Raw genomic sequence first — 17,576 nt, forward strand, 5'->3', positions numbered from 1 at the left:
CATGCCGCAGACAAAGACAGAGACCGTCACGCTCAACCTCGAAGAAGCCCGTAACTTGTGCATCGCCGCAGCCATCGGCGCCGGCGCCTCCGAGGAAACGGCGATCTCGATCGCGCTTGCCGCCGTTGCCGCAGAGGCCGACGGCCAGGCGAGCGTCGGGCTGTCGCATTATGTCGACTATCTCGAGGCGCTCGAGGCCGGGCGCATCGACGGCAAGGCCGAGCCCGTGGTCAGCCGGCCGGCGCTGGCGATCTACCTGTCCGACGGCCAGGGTGGTGCGGCGCATACCGGCTTCGACCGAAACTTCCAAGAGATCGCCAAGGCAGCCCGGCTGTTCGGCGTCACCGTATTCTCGCAGAAGAATGCCTACACCTGCGGCTCGCTCGGCTATTTCACCGGCCGCCTCGCCGAAGCCGGCCTCGTCGCGCTCGCCGCCACCAACGGACCGGCGCTCGTCGCCGGCTCAGGCTCGACCAAGCCGGTCTACTGCACCAACCCGATCTCGCTTGCAGCACCCGCCGCCGACGGCCCACCCCTTGTCATCGACCAGTCGTCCAGCGCCACCGCCTTCGTCAATGTCCGCAAGGCGGCTGAAACAGGCGAGGCGATCCCCGAGGGCTGGGCCCTCGACGCCAAGGGCAAGCCGACGACAGACGCAAAAAAGGCGATGAAAGGCGTGCTGCTCGCCTTCGGCGGCGCGCGCGGCGCCAATGTCGCACTGATGGTCGAGGTGCTTGCGGCCGGCGTCTCGGGCGCCAACTGGTCGATCGACGCGCCGTCCATATCGGAAGGCCACCAGACGCCAGGCACCGGGCTGTTCATCGTGGCGCTCGACCCGAAATTGTTCGATCCCGGCTTCGAAACCCGCATGCGCGAACAGCTCGACCGGCTGTCCAGCCAGTACCACGTCCACATCCCCGGCCCGGCAAAAGCTGTGGCGCGGGCCCGCTCAGAGGCCGGGGGGATCGCAATCCCTGCGGCCCTGCACGCCCGTATCAGCGAGTTTGCCGCGCGGCAGGCAGAGTGAGCCTAGGCGTTTTCGGCCCCACTTCATAACCTGACCGTTGGGAGCGCGAAGCCTGAACCATAGCGGCGGTTTCACCGTCGCGGCAAGGATCCCCGGGTTTCCGCACTCCTTCGCTCCTGCTCCACCCGAGGATGACGAAGACATGGGCCTCGACGCTCGTCGTCGACGTCGGAGGCTCGCGGAGAGCTTCCAGCTCCTGTTCCTGCGTTGCCCTGCATTGAGAACACCCGCCAAAAAGCCAACCTCCAAGCCTGCCAACCACTGACGTCGGCGATTGGCCGCAAGCCTCAATGCCTTCGTCATCCTCGCGGAGCAGGAGCGAAGCGACGTGCGGAAACCCGGGGCTCCATGCCGTGACGCCTCCACTACTGTGGCGGTTCAGAACCCCAACCCGACGGACCAAAAACCACCCACGAAACCCTCGCGAAAATAATTCGAACTCGCTTTGAACCTTTCCCGCTGACGCTGCGACCCAGTCATGTCCAGGGCGAGGTGAGCTCGCCAGATCAACCGGGGGGAACCCAAACCGAAAGATCGTTCCGACGTGGAAACCAGAGCGTTTCCGCGACCCCGAAACGCAACCTCGAAAAGGGAATAAGACAATGAAGACCAAGATCACCATCCTGACCGCCGTCCTGCTGCTTGCCGGCGCCATCGGCAGCGCCAATGCCGCCAGCTTCTCGGCCGGCCCGGGCGGCGGCGACCGTCCGTCGGGTCCGAGCGACATTTCCGACGCCCCCGGCGGCAACGGCCCTTCGGGCCCCGGCGACATCTCCGACGCCCCCGACAATGACAAGCCGTCCGGCCCGAGCGGCAAGGCTTCGTCGGGCAATGGCGGCGCGACCGAAGACAAGTACTGCAAGAACGGCTCCAGCAAGTTCCCGGACTGCAACACCAAGTTTATCCAGGACTGCAAGGCCGCAGGTGGCAACATGTCGGGTCAGCAGGGTTGGGGTGGCAAGACCTGCCGGGAACCCTCCTGATGCCTCGGGCATGATCGAGAAGTCTGGAACCGGCTTTGGGATCATGCCTCGCGAAGGCTGCGGCCTCGCCAGACATCGGCCACCCGATTGCTGCCATCCGGAGAACCCCGCCTCGCGCGGGGTTTTCTGCATCGGCGCTATCTGCAACGAAAGCCTGCAACGAAAAGCCCCGCTCGACGGCGGGGCTCTGCGCGGGAAGATCGCCCGCGGCGCGTTGCGAAAGACGGTTCAGTGGCGGGAGAGCCAGCTGTCGATGTCCTTTTCGGCCTCTTCCTGGGCCTTGCCATAACGGGCCTGCAGCTTGCCGGCGAGTTCTTTGCGCTTGCCCTTGATGACGTCGAGATCATCGTCGGTCAGCTTGCCCCATTGGCTCTGCACCTTGCCCTTGAACTGCTCCCAATTGCCTTCGATCTGGTTCCAATTCATCGCGATTTCTCCTTCGGGGATTGATCTGGATTGGCACGACAGGTCCGCCGCACTGAGTGGTCAACGCCTCGGTCAGCGCGGGGTTCCGACATTATTTGAAGTTGACTTTGTCAATCATCTTTATATCAAACCTTGTTGACTTGACCGTGACCCGGCCATCGCGGCGTTGGTGCATTGCAATATTTTAATCGTGCATAGCCCCGCAATCGGAGACATGTCCTTGACCCTGACGACCGAAAATTCCGGCCGCCGACTGTTCATCCCCGCGCTCCGCGGCCTTTATTCGAACCTCCACGATTCAGCCGAAACCGTTCTGCGCGTCGTCGCCGGCGCAGCGCTGGTCACCCACGGCCTCGGCAAGATCTCCGATCCGTTCGGCGCTGCCGGCATGGTCGAAGGCCTCGGCTTCTACCCCGGCGCCTTCTGGTCGCTGCTTCTGTCCTGCACCGAGTTCTTCGGCGGCATCCTGATCGCCATCGGCCTGTTCACGCGCCCGGCCTCCTTCGCCGCCATGTTCGTGCTCCTGGTCACCGTCTGGTTCCACTGGGTGACGATGAGCCAGGGCTACCAGGGCGCCGAGAAGTCGATCATCTGGGCGGCGATCTTCCTGTTCTTCGTCATTCGCGGCGGCAACCGCCACTCGGTCGACGCACGCCTCGGCCGCGAGTTCTAGTTTGTGACCCGCATGGTCGTTTCCGGAAAACCGGATTTCGATCCTGCCTCGAAACCCTGCCTCCCAAGGCAAGCCGCATGCCCGCGCCAGATCGGCGCGGGCCGCTCCGTGCAGTCGCTCGATGATTGCCTTTTTCGCGAAACGGGCTAAGAAACGCTACATCTTCTGCCCCTTTTGGCGACCGGAGCCAACGATGACTGAAATTCTGCAGACCCCGCAACTCGTGACCGTTTTCGGCGGGTCCGGCTTCCTCGGCCGCCATGTCGTGCGGGCGCTGGCCAAGCGCGGGTATCTCGTGCGCGTCGCCTGCCGTCGGCCCGACCTCGCCTTCCACCTGCAGCCGCTCGGCAATGTCGGCCAGATCCAGCCGGTGCAGGCCAATCTGCGCGTGCGCTGGTCGGTCGACCGCGCCGTCCAGGGCGCCTCGCACGTCGTCAACCTCGTCGGCATCCTGCATGAAGGCGGACGCCAGCGTTTCTCGACGGTGCAGGAATTCGGCGCCCGCGCCGTCGCCGAGGCGGCGCGCGCCGTCGGCGCCACGCTAACCCATGTCTCGGCCCTTGGCGCCGACGCCAATTCGCCCTCGCTCTACGCCCAGACCAAGGCGCGCGGCGAAAAGGCCGTCCAGGACACGCTGCCAAACGCGGTGATCTACCGCCCGTCGATCGTCTTCGGCCCCGAGGACCAGTTCTTCAACCGTTTCGCCAATATGGCGCGTTTCTCGCCGGTGCTACCGCTTATCGGTGGAGGCGAAACCCGCTTCCAGCCGATCTATGTCGGCGACGTTGCCGAAGCGGTCGCGCGCGCCGTCGACGGCAAGGTCAAGGGCGGCTCGATCTATGAGATCGGCGGCCCGCAGGTGCTAAGCTTCAAGCAGTGCATGGAAGAGATGCTCGAGGTCATCGACCGCAAGCGCACGCTGGTGCCGGTGCCGTGGTCGATCGCCAACCTGCAGGCCTCGATCCTCGGCATGCTGCCCAATCCGCTGCTGACCAAGGATCAAGTCCTTTTGCTGCGCTCCGACAATGTCGTGTCGAAGGCAGCCCTCGACGAAGGCCGCACCATCGCAGCCACGGGCATCGCCCCCAAGTCGACAGCATCGATCCTGCCCAGCTACCTCTGGCGCTACCGCGCCGCCGGCCAGTTCACGCGCCGGACAGAAGCCTGACCGGCTGAGGGCGCATGGACGCCCTCGCCTTGCTCCTGCCTGAGGGACTCGAACCGCTCATCGGGATTGTTCTCATCGTCGCCAGCGCCTTCACCTCGGCGCTGACCGCCGCTTTCGGTGTCGGCGGCGGCATCGCCATGCTGACGCTGATGGGCCTGTTCGTGCCGGTGGCCGCGCTTATCCCCGTCCATGGCGCGGTGCAGCTCGGCTCCAACAGCGGCCGCGCCTGGCACCAACGCGCCAATGTGCGCATGGACGTCGCCGCCCCCTTCATTGCCGGCTCGATCGTCGGTGCCGTCATCGGCGCCTTCGTCGTCATCCAGCTGCCCGACGCCTGGCTCAAGCTGGTGCTCGGCGCCTTCGTCATCGCCATCACCTGGACCAAGGTTCCCGGCATCGACAAACTGACTCGCACCGGGCTTGCGATCGGCAGCGTCATCGTCGCTTTGATCGGCATGCTCGTCGGCGCCACCGGGCCGCTGGTCTCGGTGCTGTTCGCGCAGTTCTTCGCCAATGACCGCAAGGCGCTCGTCGCCACCCATGCCGCCGGCATGGTTGCCCAGCATGGGCTCAAGATCATCGTTTTCGGCCTCGCCGGCTTTGCCTTCGGGGACTGGCTGCCGCTGATCGGCGCAATGATCGTCTCGGGCTATCTCGGTACCGTCTACGGCACCAAGCTGCTCGAACGCATGCCGGAAGAGAGCTTCCGCAAATGGTTCAAGATCGCCATCACCGTGCTGGCGCTGGACCTGCTCAGGCGTGGACTGATGACCCTCGCCTGAGGCCCAACCCGTCCAATCACAGGTTGCAACCTTTTCGAAGCCGCACCGTTATCATTGCAGGCTACCTGAATTTGCCTGGACGCAAGAGCCTGCAGTGGTGTGCGGAGGGTGCCATGGAAGAGGACAATTTCGGCAGGGGTATAGCCTTCGGCGCGGTTGTGAGCGGTGCCGTGTGGGTTGTGGTGATCGTCGTCGTCTTTGCAATTTTCTAACGGCGCAATTTTCTAACGGCGCGATTTCCTGACGGACGGCTCACCCTGAACAGACCGCCTCGGGGCGATCAGCCCCACACCATCAGTGCGATCAGCCCGGCGCCGCCGACCAGCAGGCGCCACCAGCCAAACAGCGCGTAACCGTTGCGGGAGACATAGTCGAGCAGGTGCCGCACCACGATCAGCGCGGTGATGAAGGCGGCAAGAAAGCCGACCGAAATCACCGGCAAGTCAGCTACCGACAGGATGTCCCGGTTCTTGTAGAGGTCGTAGGCAAAGGCGCCGGCCATTGTCGGCATCGCCAGAAAGAACGAGGACTCGGCCGCCGCGCGCTTCTCCACGCCCATCAGCAACGAGCCGACGATGGTGGCGCCAGAGCGCGAGGTGCCGGGGATCATCGCCAGGCACTGGAACAGGCCGATCTTGAGATAGACCGACAGCGGGAAATTGGTGACGTCGCCATAGCGCGGCTTGAGGTCGAGCCTGTCGAGGAACAACAGCACCAGGCCGCCGAGGATCAGCATGACACAGATCAGCTGCGGCGATTCGAACAGCACCGTCTTGACGAAATCATGCGCCAGGGCACCGATCACGGCCGCCGGCAGGAAGGCGATCAGGATGCCTGCGACGAAACGCTGCGTCTTCGGGTCCGACGGCAAGGTGACCAGCATCTGCCACAGCTTGGTAGCGTAAACCGACAGGATCGCCAGGATAGCACCGAGCTGGATCAGGATCTCGAAAGTCTTGCCGGTCGAGTTGAAACCGAGGAAATGGCCGGCAAGCAGGATATGGCCGGTCGAGGACACGGGGATGAATTCCGTCAGGCCCTCGAGCAGCCCGAGCAGCAAAGCATTGATGATTGTTTGGCTATCCATTCCCATCCCCGCGAGGCGTTCATGCGCGATTGCTTGTCATGCGGCGGAACTCACCCTATAGGTCGGGTCGCCCGAGAGCCCGGCGAGCCGGGCCGCAGAAGCTCTAACGACGCCTCAGGCGATTCGCCAGAGCGCCATCGATCACGAATTTCGCAGGACCATGCTGACGCTTTTCCACCACCCGATGTTTGCCACATGCCGTTTCGTCCGTTTGGCGTTCGGCGAGTATGGCGAGGAGCTGGCGCTGATCGAGGAGAAGCCGTGGACGCGGCGCAAGGAGTTCCTGTCGCTCAACCCGGCCGGAACGCTGCCGGTGCTCCTGGCCGAGGGCGACGTGCCGATCGTCGGCGCGATGATCATTTCCGAATATGTCGACGAGACCCGCGGCGTGCTCAAGCGGGAGCGTCGTCTGTTCGCCGAAGACCCGATGGAACGCGCCGAAATCCGCCGCCTGACCGACTGGTACCTGACCAAGACCGAAAGCGAAGTGACCCGGCATCTGGTGCGCGAGCGCGTGCTGAAGCCGCTGATGCCGGAAGCGGCCGGCGGCGGTTCGCCCGATTCGGCGGCCATTCGTGCTGCCCGCGCCAACATTCGCCAGCATATGAAATACACCAACTGGCTCGCCGGCACGCGCCACTGGCTCGCCGGGTCGCGCATCACCTATGCCGACCTTGCCGCCGCCGCATCGCTTTCGGTGCTCGACTATCTCGGCGAGATCGATTGGCGCGAATATTCCTCGGCGCGCGAATGGTACACACGCGTCAAGTCGCGCCCGTCCTTCCGGCCCCTGCTCGCCGACCGGGTGCGCGGGCTGACCCCGGCATCGCATTATGCGGACCTCGATTTCTGAGAGCGCGCTGCGCCAGCTGATCGAGCGCGAAGCCAGCCGCGCCGGCTTCGCTGCCATCGCCGTCACACGCCCCGACGCCATCCCGCTCGCGCCTGCCCGCCTCGCCCAGTTCGTCGGCGAAGGCCTGCACGGCTCGATGGCCTGGATGGCGGAGACGCTGGAACGGCGCAGCGAACCTTCCGTGCTGTGGCCCGAGGTGCGTTCGATCGTCGTGCTCGCCATGAATTATGGGCCGGACAGCGACCCGCGCGCGCTGCAGGCCATGTCCGACCGGGCGGCGATCTCGGTCTACGCTCGCAACCGCGACTATCACGACGTCATGAAGGGCCGGCTGAAGGAGATCGCCGGCAAGATCGTGTCCCGTGCCGGCGGCGACGTGAAGGTGTTCGTCGACACGGCGCCGGTGATGGAAAAGCCGCTCGCCGAAGCCGCCGGCCTCGGCTGGCAAGGCAAGCACACCAATCTGGTCAGCCGCGAATTCGGCTCGTGGCTGTTCCTCGGCACCATCTTCACGACAGCAGAGCTAGCACCTGACGAGGCCGAAATCGACCGCTGCGGCTCCTGCCGCGCTTGCCTCGACGCCTGCCCAACAGAAGCGTTCCCGGCGCCCTACCGCATCGACGCGCGGCGCTGCATCTCCTATCTCACCATCGAGAACAAGGGTCCGATCCCGCTCGAATTCCGCCCAAAGATCGGTAACCGCATCTATGGCTGCGACGACTGCCTTGCGGCCTGCCCGTGGAACAAGTTCGCCCAGGCCGCATCGGAGCAGAAACTCGCCGCCCGCGACGATCTGCGCGAGCCGCGCCTTGCCGAATTGCTTTCCCTCGACGACGCGACGTTCCGGACCTTCTTCTCCGGTTCGCCGGTCAAGCGCATCGGCCGCGACCGCTTCGTCCGCAACGTGTTGATCGCATCAGGAAATTCCGCCGACGCCACGCTGATCGCACCATGCCGGACGTTGCTCTCCGACACCTCGTCTCTGGTGCGCGGTGCCGCCGTCTGGGCATTGTCGCGGCTGCTGCCCGACGCGACGTTTTCGGCTCTTGCAGAACAGATGCTGAAGGTCGAAACCGATAACGACGTGATCGCGGAATGGCAGGCCGGGCTCACCCAAGTCGAACAGTCGCGGACTCAGTCATGACCGAGCAGACCTTTTTCATCTTCGGCGCCGGCTATTCCGGCAAGGCATTTGCGCAGATGCGCCCGCAAGGCCTTAGCGTTGCCGGAACGACGCGTTCTCAGGACAAGTTTCCGGCGCTCGAAGCCGCTGGTATCGAGCCCTTCGTCTTCGACGGCCACCTCACCCCCGAAATCAGGGCGCAACTGGCCAGGACCACGCATCTCGTCGTCTCCGCCGCCCCCGGCGATGATGGCGATCCCGTGCTCAACGCCGCCCGCGAGGCGATCACGCACGACATGCCGCTGCTGCGCTGGATCGGCTATCTCTCGACCGTCGGCGTCTATGGCGACCATGGCGGTGCCTGGATCGACGAAACCGCCACGTGCCGGCCCAAACCGGGGCGATCGACCATGCGCCTTGAGGCCGAACAAGCGTGGCATGCACTTGGCGAACAGATCGCGCGCCCAGTCGCCATCCTGCGCCTGTCCGGCATTTACGGCCCCGGCCGCAATGCCTTCGTCAATCTCGAAAACGGCACCGCCAAGCGGCTGGTCAAGAAGGACCAGGTCTTCAACCGCATCCATGTGCAGGACATTGCCAGTGCGCTGTGGTTCCTCGCCGAGGGCGACTATGGCGGGGTCTTCAACGTCACCGACGACGAGCCGGCGCCGCCGCAGGACGTCGTCGCCTATGCGGCCGAAAAGATGGGCGTTGCACCGCCGCCCGAAATTCCGTTCGAGACCGCCCAACTTTCGCCCATGGCGCGGTCCTTCTATGGCGAAAACAAACGTGTCGCCAACACCGCCATCAAGGCGCTCGGCTTCGCCTTCGGCATGTCCAACTATCGCAAGGCGCTGGACAGCATGTGGGCCGACGGCAGCTGGCGCGGCGAAGGCGAAAGCGATAGGCGCAGCCCGATCAAGCAGGGCTGAGCGGAAGTCGCGCAAAGAATGACCGGGGTGCGGGTGCCGAAATTTACCTCTAGGTAACCGTGGCAGCCCAAGCTGGCTGAGAGGATCGGGTTCCATGACGACAATTTTCAGCGGACTTCTTGGCAAGGCGGGGCGGCTCCTGATGGCGGCGGCAACGCTTGGCCTTGTCGGTACCGACATCCAGGCGGCCAGCGCTGCGGAGCTCGCCAAGGACCTGTTCGGCAACAAGAAGCTGCCGGCAGCGATCGCGCCCGCGTCCTACGGCTTCTACTCCAAGGGTTGTTTCTCCGGCGGCGTGGCGATCGCCACCGACGGCCCGACCTGGCAGGCGATGCGGCTGTCGCGCAACCGGCGTTGGGGCCATCCCAAGATGATCGCGCTGATCGAGAAGCTGTCGCGGGAAGCCACCCAGGACGGCTGGCCCGGCCTTCTGGTCGGCGATATCTCGCAGCCGCGCGGTGGCCCGATGCTATCAGGCCACGCCTCGCACCAGATCGGCCTCGACGCCGACATCTGGCTGACGCCGATGCCCGACCACCGGCTGTCGCCGACCGAGCGCGAGAACATGAGCGCGGTGTCGATGGTCAACGAAAAGACCCATCGTGTCATCGAGAAGCGCTGGACGCCGGCGCATACGCGCCTGCTCGAGCGCGCGGCGAGCTACCCGGAGGTCGAGCGCATCCTGGTCAATCCGGGCATCAAGAAGAAACTCTGCGACACCGTCACCGGCGACCGCTCGTGGCTGCGCAAGGTGCGCCCGTTCTGGGGCCACGACTATCATTTCCACGTCCGCATCGGCTGCCAGCCGGGTTCGCAGGGCTGCAAGGAGCAGGATGCGACGCCGCGCGGCGACGGCTGCGACAAGTCGCTGGCCTGGTGGTTCACCGAAGAGCCGTGGCGTCCGGCCACCGGCCCGGCCAAGCCTCGGGCGCGTGACATCATGACCATGGCGAGCCTGCCCAAGGCATGCCGCGCCGTGCTCGACGCACCCTCGCCGGTCAACGAGGCGGCCGTCACCTATCACGGGCCCGGCGGCAGCGCATATGCGGCAACGCCCGCCCCTGCGGCTCCGGCAGTGGCAGAGACACCAATCATCGCCGAACCCGGCGTGCCGGCCACGGCAAACGCCTTTGCGCCCCGACCTTCAGTCGACATTCCGGTGCCGCGCCCCCGGCCTGCCGGCAAATAGGCCCCGCCAACAAGCAGGTTGGGCGCGTTGGCCGCGCCGGCTGCATTCACGCACCCGGCGCTTCCAAAGCGATCGAAATCGGTCTATGGAATTTCAACCGATTTAGCTTGCCTGGATGAACCCCGAGTGACACCAGCTTTGCGTCTCGCATTGATCGCCCATGACGAAAAGAAGGACGACCTCGTCGCCTTCGCCAGCGATCATGTCGACTTCCTCATGACCTGCCATATCGTCGCCACCGGAACCACCGGTCAGCGCATCCTGGCGGCCTGCCCGAACCTCAACCTGACGCCGCTGAAAAGCGGTCCGCTCGGCGGCGACCAGCAGATCGGCGCGCTGATCAGCGAAGCCAAGATCGACCTTTTGATTTTCTTCGTTGATCCGCTGACGCCGATGCCGCATGACGTCGATGTGAAGGCATTGATGCGGCTTGCCATCGTCTACGACATTCCCATGGCGTTGAACCGGGCGACGGCCGAGATCATGCTGGAAAACCAGGAGAACGGCTGAACGCCGGCACGGGGACGAAACAGGGCATGTCACATCAGAGCGACCAGTCGCAGGCTCTCCCCTTTCCGATCCTGATCGGCGACATCGGCGGCACCAATGCGCGCTTCGCCATCGTCGAGAGCGCCGACAAGGACGCCGGCGAGCCGCGCATCGTCCAGACTGCCAGCTACGCCACCATCGACGACGCCATCTTGGCCGTGCTCGACGGCTCGCCCATCCGCCCACGCTCGGCGGTGCTGGCAGTTGCCGGCCCGGTCGAGGGCGAAGAGATCGCGCTTACCAATTGCCCGTGGGTGGTGCGCCCCCGGCAGATGTTTTCGACGCTCGGCCTCGTCGACATCCTCGTGCTCAACGACTTCGAAGCCCAGGCATTGGCCGTCGTGGCGCTCGGCGACGAACATATGGAAAGGATCGGCGGCGGTGAGCCTGAACCAGGCGCCGGCCGCGTCGTGCTCGGACCCGGCACCGGCCTCGGCGTCGCTGGTCTTGTCCACGCGCTCGGGCGCTGGATTCCCATTCCCGGCGAAGGCGGCCACATGGACATTGGTCCGCGCTCCAAGCGCGACTTCGAGGTGTTCCCACATATCGAAAAGCTGGACGGCCGCATCTCGGGCGAGCAGATCCTGTGCGGCCGCGGTCTGGTCAACACCTACCGCGCCGTCGCCAGGACCGACGGCAAGGCACCTGTGCTGACCCAGCCGGCACAGGTCACCGCGGCAGCGCTCGACGGCAGCGACCCGGTGGCGGTCGAGGCGCTCGAGCTGTTCGTGACCTGCCTTGGCCGCACCGCCGGCGACCTCGCTCTGGTGTTCAAGAGCAAGGGCGGCGTCTTCCTCACCGGCGGCATCGCCCAGAAAATTTTGCCGGCGCTGAAACGGGGCAATTTCCGCGAGGCCTTCGAGGACAAGGCACCACATCGCGAGCTGATGGCCTCGATGCCGGTCTATGTCATCACCCACCCGCTGGCGGCCCTTGCCGGGCTTGCCGCCTATGCCCGCAATCCCGATCTCTTCGGCATCGAGACAGGCGATCGGCGCTGGCGGACCTAGCCATCGCCGCACTGCGGCAAATGGCGGTTTCCCCTCGCGGCATCATGCTTTAAGAGGGGCGCAGTTTTCGCAAGAGCGACAGGACTGCCTGTTTGACCATCGACCCCAACCAGACGCCGAGCTCCAAGCGCAGCGAGATCGTCGGCGTCATCAAGCGCATCGTCGCCGAAAACGGCCGCGACTACGTCTGGCACTACACCTTCGCGGCGATCTTCCTGCTCACCATTTCGGCCACGACAGGCTTCCTTGCCTGGATAATGCGCGACATCATCAACCTGATCTTTTATGAGCGGCGCGCCGACCTGATCCTGTTGATCACCCTGTCGACCTTCGCCGCCTTCGTCATTCGCGGCCTGTCCACCTATGGCCAGGCGGTCGTCCTAGCCAAGGTCGGCAACAACCTCATCGCCCGCTATCAGCGTCGCATCTTCGACCACCTGATGAGCCTCGGCATGGACTTCTTCTCGTCGCAGCGCTCGGCTCAGCTGATTGCCCAGGTCAACCAGAATGTCGCCGGCGTGCGCGACCTGCTCAACATCCTGATCACCTCGATTGCCCGCGATGCGGTGACACTCATCGTGCTCATCGGCGTGATGGTCTACCAGGATCCGGTTCTATCGCTGCTGGCCTTGCTGATCGGGCCCCCGCTGGTCTTTGCCGTCAACTACCTGATGCGCCGGCTGCGTCGCCTCAACCGCGATGCCATCCTCGTCGGGGCCCGTCTGTTCGGCTCGATGCAGGAAACCGTCCAGGGCATGGCCATCGTCAAGGCCTTCACCATGGAGGATCAGCTCGCCAGGCGCATGGACGGGCTGATCGGCGACGTCGAGGCACGCTCGAACAAGATCGCCCGGGTGTCGGAGCGTCTTTCGCCGATCACCGAAATTCTCGGCGGCGCGATCTTTGCCGGCATCATCGGCTACGCCGGCTACCGCTCGGCAGTCGACATGCAACCGCCTGGCAACATCATCTCGTTCATTTTTGCGTTCATCTTCGCTTATGATCCGGCACGCAAGCTCGCGCGCACCCAGGTAGGCCTCGAGAGTGCGTTGGTAAACGCCCGCATGCTCTATGAGATTCTTGACACCCAGCCGCGGCAGGAAGACGCCCCGGACGCCAAGGCGATCGCTGTCGGCAAGGGCGAAATCCGCTTCGACAACGTCTCCTTCGGCTATGGCGACGACCTCCCCGTCCTGCGCGAGCTGAGCTTCACCGCCGTCGGCGGCAAGACCACGGCGATCGTCGGCGCCTCGGGCGCCGGCAAGTCGACGCTGATCGCGCTTTTGCAGCGCTTCTACGATCTCGACGGCGGCCGCATCGTCATCGACGGCCAGGACATATCAGGCGTCACCAAGCGCTCGCTGCGCCAATCCATCGCCTATGTCTCGCAGCATCCCTACCTGTTCGAAGGCACCATCGCCGACAACATCCGCTACGGCCGCCCCGATGCCACCGACGCGGATATCCGCGACGCCGCCAGGCAGGCCTTCGCCGACGACTTCATCCTCGACCAACCTGAGGGCTACGACACGCCGGTCGGCGAAAGCGGCTCGACATTATCCGGCGGCCAGCGCCAGCGTGTCTCCATTGCGCGCGCCCTGGTACGCAATGCGCCTATCCTTTTGCTCGACGAGGCGACCTCGGCGCTCGACAACGAGTCCGAGGCGCGTGTCCAGCAAGCGCTTGCCACCGCCACGCAAGGGCGCACCACCATCGTGATTGCCCATCGCCTCTCGACGGTCATCAATGCCGATCATATCGTCGTGCTGGACGCAGGCCGGCTGATCGAGCAAGGCACCCATGCCGCGCTGATGGCCGACCCCAACGGTGTCTATGCGCGCTTCCACAATCTGCATGACGAAGCCGCACTTGGACTCGTGGACGATACCACCGAGACTGCAATGGTAGAGCGGCAGCACGCGCTGCCTCAGGGAGCCTGATATGAGCGAGATGGGTCTTGTCGTCGTCGGTGCCGCCGGGCGGATGGGTCAGGTGCTGTTGCGTACCGTGCACAGCATGGCAGGCGTGCGTGTCGTCGGTGCCATCGAACGGGCAGGCTCGCCGCATCTCGGCAAGGATGCTGGCGAACTCGCCGGCATCGGCATCATCAACGTGCCGATCTCTGACGATCCACTGTCCGCCTTCGCCAAGGCCGACGGCGTGCTCGACTTCACCGCGCCGGCAGCGACGATCGAATTCGCCGGCTATGCCGCGCAGGCCCGCATCGCCCATGTCATTGGCACGACCGGCTGCTCGCCGGACGACGACGCCAAGATTGCCGCCGCCGCGCGCCATGCCACCATCGTCAAGTCGGGCAATATGAGCCTCGGGGTCAATCTGCTGTCGGTGCTCGTCGAGAAGGCCGCGCAGGCTCTCGGACCCGATGATTTCGACATCGAGATCGTCGAGATGCACCACCGCCACAAGGTCGACGCGCCATCGGGCACGGCACTTCTGCTCGGCGAAGCCGCCGCAGAAGGCCGCAAGATCGCACTTGCCGAGAAGAGCGTACGCGCTCGCGACGGCCACACCGGCGTGCGCGAAACCGGTACGATCGGCTTTGCTGCGTTGCGCGGCGGCTCGGTCGTCGGCGAACATTCGGTTATCCTCGCCGGCACGGGCGAGCGCATCGTCATGTCGCATCTCGCCGAGGATCGCACCATCTTTGCCCGCGGCGCCGTCAAGGCGGCGCTGTGGGCGCATGGACGCAAGCCCGGCCTCTATTCGATGCGCGACGTGCTCGGCCTCTAATCAAACTCCGCCACTACAGTCCTCACCCAAGGGAGCAAAAATGTCCGGTACTCTCGTGCTCGTCCGCCATGGCCAGAGCGAATGGAACCTCAAGAACCTGTTCACCGGCTGGCGCGATCCCGGCCTGACCGAGCAAGGCCACGCCGAGGCCAAGTCGGCCGGCGAGAAGCTCAAGGCGCGCGGGCTCAAATTCGACATCGCCTTCACCTCGGCGCTGTCGCGCGCCCAGACCACCTGCCAGCATATCCTCGACGTTCTCGGCCAGGGCGACCTCAAGACGATCCGCAACGCCGCGCTCAACGAGCGCGACTACGGCGACCTCAACGGTCTCAACAAGGACGACGCCCGCGCCAAGTGGGGCGAGGAGCAGGTCCATATCTGGCGCCGCTCCTACGACACCCCGCCGCCCGGCGGCGAGAGCCTGAAGGACACCGGTGCGCGCGTATGGCCCTACTATTTGCACGACATGCAGAAGCATGTGCTCTCCGGCGGCACCGTGCTGGTCGCAGCCCACGGCAACTCGCTGCGCGCGCTGATCATGGCGCTCGACGGTATTTCGGGGCCTGACATCGTCAAGCTCGAACTCGGAACCGGCGTGCCGATCGTCTACAAGCTCAACGCCGATTCGACCGTCGCTTCCAAAGACGTGCTGGCCTGAGTCGCGATGGCGTCGGCCGTCCAACGGGACGCGCAAAGGACGGCGTAGATTTTTGAACGTATTCGGGAGCCGTGCATACGCGGCTCCCGACCCTTCGCCGGCTTCGAAAGCCAGTCGGCCCCTGCGTCAGCCTCATCACCCGAATGCGACATTTGCGGCCTGCCGCAGCATTCCTCGGCAAAAGCAGAAAAAGCGCGTTGACACAGTCGCTTCGCCCGCTTACATCACCGCCACCAGCCCAGATGGCGGAATTGGTAGACGCGCACGGTTCAGGTCCGTGTGCCGCGAGGCGTGGAGGTTCGAGTCCTCTTCTGGGCACCAGTTTCCTGCTTCAGACAGCTCCAACTGTCTGAAGACACTCAAAAAGCCCGGTTCGCCGGGCTTTTTTGTTGTCCGCATTTTCCAGCCTTTTCTCCCGTTCTCCCCGACAATCTCCATGCATTGCCGAAGCCGGCTCCATCGCCCGAATGGTCAGCTTCCGACTGACCCATCGCAGGTGATAATATCAGGTTGAGCTAATTATTGAGCACAACCCGTCGAGGAGTCCGCCGATGCTGCGTCTGGTCCTTGCTGCTGCACTGGCTCTTGCTGCCGGCACGGCAGCCAGGGCCGAAGACAAACCACAGGCCGCCCCAACGGTTATGGAAGGCATAACCGTCGCGGAGTTCGGGGACATCATGACCAAGGCCGGCTATCAGGCCAAGGTCGGCGTCGACAGCGACAACCTGCCGGTCATCGATTCCAAAGCCTCCGGCATGAATTTCTGGGTCTATTTCTACAATTGCGAGGGCGGCGAACCGCAAAAGTGCCGGCGCGTCCAGTTCCAGAGCAGCTTCAAGACCGACAAGGCGATGCAGGACAAGGCACTCGAATGGAACAACAAGAAGGTCGCCGGCCGCGCCTCGAACGACAAGGACAACACCTATTTCGACTACCTGATCGACTGCGGCGGCGGCGTCTCGTCGACCAACCTGTCACAGAATCTCGAGCGCTTCGACACGCTGATGGCCGAGTTCACGACGTACATAGGCTGGCGCTGAACGACGCGCACAGGACTGCCAGGCAGCATGCACTGGATGCATGCATGTTGCATACTTGCGTGCACGATAAGAAAACTGAGGCAAATATACCACGCGGCATTATTACTTCTCATATCTTGATAAAGTTGTCGTCTGTGCCATTGCTATCGCCCCACCAATACTCATTCAGTCAACGAATATTTGAACCATAAAATTTTCAAGCGAAAATCCGGGGTGGCACAGGGAAATCTAGAAATTATCTTGGCGCAGCCAGCGTCATGGCTCTCCTATGCGTGTCATCGGCTGTGGTCGCGGGCGAACAGGTTTCCGACCAGCAGTCCATCGGCTACCGCATCGGCCTTGCCTTCGCCGGTGTCCACAACACTCTTGGCGGGATGGGGATAGAATCATCAGGCGGCGTCAGAGTTGCCGACACACGTCCAACCGTGATGTTTGATGGAACACTGGGCTACGACTTCGCGCCCAACTGGGGCATCCAGGGCGACCTGCAGGCGGCAGCGCTAGGCAAGCCCGACGTCGCCGATGGCGACAGGACCAACGCCTATGGCCATGGTGCCGTCCGCCTCTACCATCGTACGGACAGCTTTCTCGTCGGCGCCCTGGGCGGCCTTGGCATTCACGACGATGGCGGCGATTCCAACCGGGAGATGAACTATTGGTTCGCCGGCGCCGAAGGCAAGCTGTTGACCGGCTGGGGCTCGGTCTTCGCGCAGGCAGGCTATCTCGATTCTTACGACAGGTACGACGAAGGCACGCGGGAGGCGCCGTTCGCCCGGCTTGGCATCAACTACTTCCTCGACGACAACTGGTCGGTGAAGCTCGACGGCGCTTATGCCGGCGGCAAGAAGTGGACCGACAACCTGCCCAACCGGATCTTCGACTTCAACGTGGAGAGTGAAATCCGCCCGGAAACCTGGCCGGTCTCGTTGTTCACCCGCTACGAATTCACCCAGATTTCCTATCATGCGCTCGATAGCGACCAGTACCGCTATGGCGAGAACTTCCATACCGTCATGGTCGGGCTCAAGTTCCGCTCCGGTACGACCCTGCACGAGGCCGACCGTGCACCCGGCTCGCTCGACTTGCCATCCCTTGGAAAATGGGTCGCCTTCAACGCCAATGAGGTCGAGTAAGCCGGCACGTTTCCTCTGAACTCAAGGAGGGCGCCGCGCGGCGCCCTTTTTCCACCTGCCGATGACCTGTCAAACCAACCGACCGCGCACTGCACCTCAACCTTGCGAGTCGGCCGAACTGAATTCAGACTGCAATGCGACCATCCGGCGCGTCGAATTATATGGCGGGCCGTGAGGTTTGGAGTGGCCGCA

At 64.1% G+C, this 17,576-nt stretch carries 18 protein-coding genes and 1 tRNA gene; 17 read left to right on the plus strand and 2 right to left on the minus strand.

What is annotated here, in order from left to right; translation table 11 throughout:
* The first annotated feature begins 1 nt into the window (after window position 1).
* Both IG197_RS14170 and IG197_RS14175 read left to right on the plus strand, forming a co-directional pair.
* Window positions 2–1,027 carry an Ldh family oxidoreductase gene (locus IG197_RS14170; protein WP_192312697.1) on the plus strand — a complete coding sequence of 342 codons (1,026 nt, stop codon included), beginning with the start codon at window positions 2–4 and terminating at the stop codon, window positions 1,025–1,027.
* Between the two features lie 602 nt (window positions 1,028–1,629).
* On the plus strand, window positions 1,630–2,010 hold the full coding sequence (locus IG197_RS14175; RefSeq protein ID WP_067955616.1) for a hypothetical protein: 381 nt from the start codon (window positions 1,630–1,632) through the stop codon (window positions 2,008–2,010).
* A 228-nt stretch (window positions 2,011–2,238) separates the two neighbouring features.
* On the opposite strand, the gene IG197_RS14180 is transcribed toward IG197_RS14175, so the two are convergent.
* Window positions 2,239–2,436 carry a CsbD family protein gene (locus IG197_RS14180; protein WP_067955618.1) on the minus strand — a complete coding sequence of 66 codons (198 nt, stop codon included), beginning with the start codon at window positions 2,434–2,436 and terminating at the stop codon, window positions 2,239–2,241.
* 214 nt (window positions 2,437–2,650) lie between these two features.
* Here IG197_RS14180 and IG197_RS14185 point away from each other — a divergent pair, with 214 nt between their 5' ends.
* From IG197_RS14185 to IG197_RS14195, 3 genes are all read left to right on the plus strand, one after another.
* Window positions 2,651–3,109, plus strand: coding sequence for a DoxX family protein (locus IG197_RS14185; protein ID WP_182574488.1), 459 nt, complete (start codon window positions 2,651–2,653; stop codon window positions 3,107–3,109).
* Between the two features lie 193 nt (window positions 3,110–3,302).
* Entirely contained in the window at window positions 3,303–4,277 is a 975-nt protein-coding gene (locus tag IG197_RS14190) for a complex I NDUFA9 subunit family protein (protein ID WP_067955620.1), read from the plus strand.
* 14 nt (window positions 4,278–4,291) lie between these two features.
* Window positions 4,292–5,059: a sulfite exporter TauE/SafE family protein gene (locus IG197_RS14195; RefSeq protein WP_192312700.1), complete on the plus strand. Its 768-nt coding sequence runs from the start codon at window positions 4,292–4,294 to the stop codon at window positions 5,057–5,059.
* A 280-nt stretch (window positions 5,060–5,339) separates the two neighbouring features.
* Here the strand turns inward: IG197_RS14195 and IG197_RS14200 are convergent, their stop codons facing one another.
* A complete protein-coding gene (locus IG197_RS14200) occupies window positions 5,340–6,146 on the minus strand; it encodes an undecaprenyl-diphosphate phosphatase (protein WP_192312703.1) in 807 nt (268 codons plus the stop codon).
* A 160-nt stretch (window positions 6,147–6,306) separates the two neighbouring features.
* On the opposite strand from IG197_RS14200, the gene IG197_RS14205 reads away from it, so the two are divergent.
* From IG197_RS14205 to IG197_RS14260, 12 genes are all read left to right on the plus strand, one after another.
* The gene (locus tag IG197_RS14205; RefSeq protein WP_067955626.1) at window positions 6,307–6,999 is read left to right on the plus strand and encodes a glutathione S-transferase family protein; all 693 of its coding nucleotides are present in this window, start codon (window positions 6,307–6,309) and stop codon (window positions 6,997–6,999) included.
* On the plus strand, window positions 6,980–8,143 hold the full coding sequence (queG, locus tag IG197_RS14210) for a tRNA epoxyqueuosine(34) reductase QueG (RefSeq protein ID WP_192312705.1): 1,164 nt from the start codon (window positions 6,980–6,982) through the stop codon (window positions 8,141–8,143). The genes IG197_RS14205 and queG overlap by 20 nt, the downstream gene beginning before the upstream one ends.
* The gene (locus IG197_RS14215) at window positions 8,140–9,054 is read left to right on the plus strand and encodes an SDR family oxidoreductase (protein ID WP_192312708.1); all 915 of its coding nucleotides are present in this window, start codon (window positions 8,140–8,142) and stop codon (window positions 9,052–9,054) included. Before queG ends, IG197_RS14215 begins: the two co-directional genes overlap by 4 nt.
* Window positions 9,055–9,148: 94 nt before the next feature.
* Window positions 9,149–10,243, plus strand: a complete 1,095-nt coding sequence (gene mepA / locus IG197_RS14220) for a penicillin-insensitive murein endopeptidase (protein ID WP_192312711.1) — start codon at window positions 9,149–9,151, stop codon at window positions 10,241–10,243.
* 126 nt (window positions 10,244–10,369) lie between these two features.
* Window positions 10,370–10,753, plus strand: coding sequence for a methylglyoxal synthase (locus tag IG197_RS14225; RefSeq protein ID WP_182574484.1), 384 nt, complete (start codon window positions 10,370–10,372; stop codon window positions 10,751–10,753).
* Window positions 10,754–10,779: 26 nt separating this feature from the next.
* A complete protein-coding gene (locus tag IG197_RS14230) occupies window positions 10,780–11,802 on the plus strand; it encodes a glucokinase (RefSeq protein ID WP_067955636.1) in 1,023 nt (340 codons plus the stop codon).
* A 92-nt stretch (window positions 11,803–11,894) separates the two neighbouring features.
* Window positions 11,895–13,742, plus strand: a complete 1,848-nt coding sequence (locus IG197_RS14235; RefSeq protein ID WP_192312714.1) for an ABC transporter ATP-binding protein — start codon at window positions 11,895–11,897, stop codon at window positions 13,740–13,742.
* A 1-nt stretch (window position 13,743) separates the two neighbouring features.
* Window positions 13,744–14,553: a 4-hydroxy-tetrahydrodipicolinate reductase gene (gene dapB, locus IG197_RS14240; protein WP_192312717.1), complete on the plus strand. Its 810-nt coding sequence runs from the start codon at window positions 13,744–13,746 to the stop codon at window positions 14,551–14,553.
* 40 nt (window positions 14,554–14,593) lie between these two features.
* A complete protein-coding gene (locus tag IG197_RS14245) occupies window positions 14,594–15,211 on the plus strand; it encodes a 2,3-bisphosphoglycerate-dependent phosphoglycerate mutase (RefSeq protein ID WP_067955640.1) in 618 nt (205 codons plus the stop codon).
* A gap of 236 nt (window positions 15,212–15,447) precedes the next feature.
* Window positions 15,448–15,532, plus strand: a tRNA-Leu gene (locus IG197_RS14250).
* A 230-nt stretch (window positions 15,533–15,762) separates the two neighbouring features.
* The gene (locus IG197_RS14255; protein ID WP_067955642.1) at window positions 15,763–16,251 is read left to right on the plus strand and encodes a YbjN domain-containing protein; all 489 of its coding nucleotides are present in this window, start codon (window positions 15,763–15,765) and stop codon (window positions 16,249–16,251) included.
* 257 nt (window positions 16,252–16,508) lie between these two features.
* Entirely contained in the window at window positions 16,509–17,384 is an 876-nt protein-coding gene (locus tag IG197_RS14260) for an outer membrane beta-barrel protein (RefSeq protein ID WP_192312719.1), read from the plus strand.
* Window positions 17,385–17,576 lie beyond the last annotated feature (192 nt).

This window comes from Aminobacter sp. SR38, assembly GCF_014843375.1.
GTDB lineage: Bacteria > Pseudomonadota > Alphaproteobacteria > Rhizobiales > Rhizobiaceae > Aminobacter > Aminobacter ciceronei.

Coding starts and splice junctions, on each gene's coding strand:
- IG197_RS14200 (WP_192312703.1), bottom strand. CDS start 6,146: ATGGATAGCCAAACAATCATCAATGCTTTGCTGCTCGGGCTGCTCGAG.
- IG197_RS14190 (WP_067955620.1), top strand. CDS start 3,303: ATGACTGAAATTCTGCAGACCCCGCAACTCGTGACCGTTTTCGGCGGG.
- IG197_RS14215 (WP_192312708.1), top strand. CDS start 8,140: ATGACCGAGCAGACCTTTTTCATCTTCGGCGCCGGCTATTCCGGCAAG.
- dapB (WP_192312717.1), top strand. CDS start 13,744: ATGAGCGAGATGGGTCTTGTCGTCGTCGGTGCCGCCGGGCGGATGGGT.
- IG197_RS14170 (WP_192312697.1), top strand. CDS start 2: ATGCCGCAGACAAAGACAGAGACCGTCACGCTCAACCTCGAAGAAGCC.
- IG197_RS14195 (WP_192312700.1), top strand. CDS start 4,292: ATGGACGCCCTCGCCTTGCTCCTGCCTGAGGGACTCGAACCGCTCATC.
- IG197_RS14185 (WP_182574488.1), top strand. CDS start 2,651: ATGTCCTTGACCCTGACGACCGAAAATTCCGGCCGCCGACTGTTCATC.
- mepA (WP_192312711.1), top strand. CDS start 9,149: ATGACGACAATTTTCAGCGGACTTCTTGGCAAGGCGGGGCGGCTCCTG.
- IG197_RS14245 (WP_067955640.1), top strand. CDS start 14,594: ATGTCCGGTACTCTCGTGCTCGTCCGCCATGGCCAGAGCGAATGGAAC.
- queG (WP_192312705.1), top strand. CDS start 6,980: ATGCGGACCTCGATTTCTGAGAGCGCGCTGCGCCAGCTGATCGAGCGC.
- IG197_RS14255 (WP_067955642.1), top strand. CDS start 15,763: ATGCTGCGTCTGGTCCTTGCTGCTGCACTGGCTCTTGCTGCCGGCACG.
- IG197_RS14205 (WP_067955626.1), top strand. CDS start 6,307: ATGCTGACGCTTTTCCACCACCCGATGTTTGCCACATGCCGTTTCGTC.
- IG197_RS14260 (WP_192312719.1), top strand. CDS start 16,509: ATGGCTCTCCTATGCGTGTCATCGGCTGTGGTCGCGGGCGAACAGGTT.
- IG197_RS14175 (WP_067955616.1), top strand. CDS start 1,630: ATGAAGACCAAGATCACCATCCTGACCGCCGTCCTGCTGCTTGCCGGC.
- IG197_RS14230 (WP_067955636.1), top strand. CDS start 10,780: ATGTCACATCAGAGCGACCAGTCGCAGGCTCTCCCCTTTCCGATCCTG.
- IG197_RS14180 (WP_067955618.1), bottom strand. CDS start 2,436: ATGAATTGGAACCAGATCGAAGGCAATTGGGAGCAGTTCAAGGGCAAG.